This window comes from Candidatus Paceibacterota bacterium (genome assembly GCA_036517255.1).
Lineage (GTDB): Bacteria > Patescibacteriota > Minisyncoccia > Phycocordibacterales > WO2-35-19 > DATDXE01.
In genome coordinates this window covers 1-3,675 of sequence record DATDXE010000013.1, presented here as the reverse complement: position 1 = coordinate 3,675, position 3,675 = coordinate 1, and the positions used below count along the sequence as shown (strand labels likewise).

The window sequence follows — 3,675 nt, the reverse complement described above, 5'->3', positions numbered from 1 at the left end:
GGCGGGGCTCGCTTCCCGCAAAATTTTTCGCGCCGTTTGAAAATTATAAAGGGGAAAAATGTGTCGTTGCCCCACCCGCCCGTGCGCCGACACACCCTCCCAATATTAAAAGTTAAGCCGACCAAGAAGGGAGCCTTTGATCGGTTCGATTATTTGATTACAGCGTCACCCGATTCAAAGCATCGACAAATCTTGTTTCGTCCTGAGGCAGTGAAATTACTTTTCTTTCTAGATCTGCACAAGTAACGACCTTACCAGACGCTCTTTCAATTCCTTTGAACAATTGTGCCGTTTGATCTAAACAGAATTTGGAAAAGGGGAGTTGCCACTCCTCTGGGATAGATGCCCATTTACCTGGATTGCCAAAAGGTAAAATGTATGGTGCGCCAACATTCTTTTCAGCATCCACAAGCCTACCCGATAAAGGCACACCAGGGTAAAAGTCCCGCTCACAAATCTCGTCGATGACACTATCGTAAGTGCGAACACATTCAACCTTATAGCCTTTATTTAGTAAGAGAACTACACCTTCTCTAATTCCAATACCAGCGTATACCGCTCCAACCTGAATGCCAACTCTGCTTATTGCTTCTCCGACTCTAGCTATAAGATCACCGCTAAATATGACATCATCCACGAGCGAGACCTGCTTAATTCCTGAACTTCTCAGTTGGCGGAATTGTTCAAGGAGAAAGGGTGCGTTTGCTCTTCTACTCAACCCTTTATCGTTACCATCAGTATCGACTTGGCGGGCAATATCAACACGAAGGTCAGACGGACAATAAACCCTATCAAGAGATAGTGGACATAGCCCGTTTTTCCTTACTAGGGTATTCAACCCACCTGAAAGTTCCTCCTCGGTTACAAATTCAAACCCTGGAAAAACTTTTGTCAGGAACACCCCAAAATCAGATCTAAGTTTTCTGAAAAAGCTATCGTCAGGCAACCTAAATTCTCTCTGGTCAGCCCATTGTTGCAGGAGATTTTTAATATCTCCCGAAACAACATAAGGACGCTGATCCAAAGCCTCTTTAATTTCAGGCTGTCCTATTGGTATTTCTTTCATAATTATCACCTCCTTTCATTCGTTTTCTTCCTAGGAAAAATTCCCTTCTATACCTTTATTACCTGAGAATGCAAAAAGCTGGACACCTCGGGGGTGATCGGAACGAGCTCCCCCGAGGTGTGAAAGTTGCACATTCATTGACGATGGGTATAGGAAGAGATTGAATGTGTAGGGAGGTTTTTTAAGGGGAGATGGAGATCAATACACAGCCAATCCCTTCTTAGAAAGGATTGGTGTGATGGACTTTTGAAGAGAGAAAAGAAGTTGTTTTAGAAGTTGCGTATTCGAGGCTTCGTCTTGGATCGCTTGACTGTAAGTACTTGGCTACAAAGTAGGCAAAAAAACTATCGCCAGCGCCGATGGTATCGGCTGCTCGAACAATCTTTGTAGGTTTTGCGCTAATGGCTTCATTTTCGAAGTAGAGAATTGATCCCTTTGAATCGAATGTAATAAGTAACATTCTTTGTTTTTGTTTTTTAACAAAATCTTTTGGTAAATAGGATATTTCTTCCCTGGTTCCTTTAACACATAAAATTGAGTCCGAGCTGAGATCCCAGTATTTCTTTTTGCCAAAATTCTCGCCGTCTCTTACATAGCCCTGGACATCCAGAAAAACCTGGTTTTTGTATGCTTCCATCCCCTCAAGATCATATTCGTCAAGAATGGTTGAAATAAGCACAGCTGAGGTGTTAAGTGATCGCCAAGAGACTTTTATTGGCTTTGCCTTTGTTTTTACTTTCCCAAATTCTCCTTTAGGTGCAACAAGGATTTCCACTTTAAGTGTTGAGGAATAGGGTATGTCAAAGGGGATTTTTTCTTCCCCAAGCACTCTCTGTAAAAAGAGAGCTGGTCCACCTTTTTGTTCACGCAACAGCAAACCTCTCTTATCAAGAAGCCTATCGGTTGCAAACGATGCTAGAACTGTAAGGTTATTTCTACTGTTCATATTTTGATTTGATAAGTTTTATAGCCAATTCGACAGCTTTTTTAGGGTTACTTACGGCTTCTGCTTTTATTCTTTTACGACCATCAAGAAATTCACCTGCGAGTTTATCACTCCAACCACCCGTTCCCGTTAGAACTATGATTGGGATAGTCGCCTGGTATGCAATGGCAATTTCTGTTAGCGTGCCAGAACCTCCACTTATGGCAATGATGGCGTCACAACTTAATACTAGAGTAAGCTCTCTCCCTCCACCTCTCTCGAGGCCACTGGCAATGACCACATCAACATTCTTTTCGACGACCTCAAGTCCTTTTCCATAAGTAACTCCAACTGTAAGCCCACCAGCTTTTTTTGCGCCACGACTGGCAGCTGTTGACAAAGAATCAAAATCCTTTTCTGCACCAAAAACTAGAGTCGCTTTTTTCTTAGCAACCCAGAAACCTACTTCTTCGGCGAGTTTTTCAACCTTTTTAGAGTATTTGAGATCAGAACACGATCCCATAACTCCGATTTGTATTTTTCTTTTATTTTTCATCATATTTTTAGTAAATAAATAAATCCTGAAAATTAACTTTCTTCATCTTATAACAGGCAATATCCTTATATTGACTGACCAAAAGAGGAATAAATTCCTCATTGTTTATCCTTGCTAACTGGAAATCTCTTAAGTTTTTATCCCATTCTTTTTGGCTACCATAGACACTAAAAAAGGTCTTTTGATTAAGCCTCTTAATTACTTCTTCATAAGCAGGCTTTGCTAACATTTTCAAAATATCTTTTAGGATTGCCTCCAAGTTGACATTTGTTTTCTGGTCATCTTTTGGTCCACATTCAATTTCTAGGGCAGGAGGTCGGCAAAATTGAACAATCGGACCATTTCTTAAAGACCGTCTCGAATACCACAAAACATTTCTCTTAATTGGTAGAGTCATTGCAAATAAGATATTTTGTAAAGTTGGCTTGGGAATGAGGGTAAAAATACCAGCGTTAGAGACTGTTCCGTGTATATCAATGATAAAGTTATACTCATTTGCTAGCTTGATAAGCTCCGCGGCCCTTCTTTCTTCATAAACAGAGCTATTGCTGTTTCCTGGTGCTGATCTGTTTAGATCGGCGTCGACAAAACGCACGCCCTTTTTTAGAGCTTTTTTATTTCCAATAACCCAATTATACCCATATAAATCCTTGGGCATTGCCTTTTCCAACTTCTTGAAAACATCAAGAGAAAAGGCTTCATCCTCATGTGTTGCTAGTATAAAAAGTATTTGTTTTTTCATAATAAAAAACCTCCCGTTCTCTAACCACCACGATTGTGGTGACTAAGGAACGAGAGGCATCAAAAAAGGACCTCCCGCGGTCCCATCCTTATTCCGTATATTTTATGGTTTATCCTATACGGCTCTCAGATCAGCTCCGCAGTGCGACACTGATTGCTGGGTTTTACGGTTCAGCCTCCGTCGAGTATTTGGCTCGCAGCTCCTGGATCGTGACTCCAGTAGTAACGCTTTTTATTCAATTGTGATGTAATTTTATCATAAATTTATGCAGTGTCAAATTTTGGTAGTATCTCGACACGCGCGGATGGGCGGGTTGGGCCAAGCGTGTCTCCTTTTTGTTTTTTTACTTCCGGCGTGAAAAAATTTGTGGGAAGTGAGCCCCTCCG

General features: G+C 41.3%; 4 protein-coding genes. All 4 read right to left on the bottom strand.

Annotated elements, in window-relative coordinates:
* Nucleotides 1-157: 157 nt before the first annotated feature.
* The gene (locus tag VJH67_02020) at nucleotides 158-1,066 is read right to left on the bottom strand and encodes a hypothetical protein (GenBank protein HEY4515943.1); all 909 of its coding nucleotides are present in this window, start codon (nucleotides 1,064-1,066) and stop codon (nucleotides 158-160) included.
* 220 nt (nucleotides 1,067-1,286) lie between these two features.
* Nucleotides 1,287-2,012: a PfkB family carbohydrate kinase gene (locus VJH67_02015; protein HEY4515942.1), complete on the bottom strand. Its 726-nt coding sequence runs from the start codon at nucleotides 2,010-2,012 to the stop codon at nucleotides 1,287-1,289.
* Nucleotides 2,002-2,550, bottom strand: coding sequence for a hypothetical protein (locus tag VJH67_02010; GenBank protein ID HEY4515941.1), 549 nt, complete (start codon nucleotides 2,548-2,550; stop codon nucleotides 2,002-2,004). Before VJH67_02010 ends, VJH67_02015 begins: the two co-directional genes overlap by 11 nt.
* Before the next feature lie 4 nt (nucleotides 2,551-2,554).
* Complete coding sequence (locus VJH67_02005) at nucleotides 2,555-3,289, bottom strand: succinylglutamate desuccinylase/aspartoacylase family protein (GenBank protein ID HEY4515940.1); 735 nt, start codon at nucleotides 3,287-3,289, stop codon at nucleotides 2,555-2,557.
* Nucleotides 3,290-3,675 lie beyond the last annotated feature (386 nt).

What these genes read in the sequence shown, in the direction of transcription:
- VJH67_02020 (HEY4515943.1), bottom strand. Translation starts at nt 1,066, where the DNA reads ATGAAAGAAATACCAATAGGACAGCCTGAAATTAAAGAGGCTTTGGAT.
- VJH67_02015 (HEY4515942.1), bottom strand. Translation starts at nt 2,012, where the DNA reads ATGAACAGTAGAAATAACCTTACAGTTCTAGCATCGTTTGCAACCGAT.
- VJH67_02010 (HEY4515941.1), bottom strand. Translation starts at nt 2,550, where the DNA reads ATGATGAAAAATAAAAGAAAAATACAAATCGGAGTTATGGGATCGTGT.
- VJH67_02005 (HEY4515940.1), bottom strand. Translation starts at nt 3,289, where the DNA reads ATGAAAAAACAAATACTTTTTATACTAGCAACACATGAGGATGAAGCC.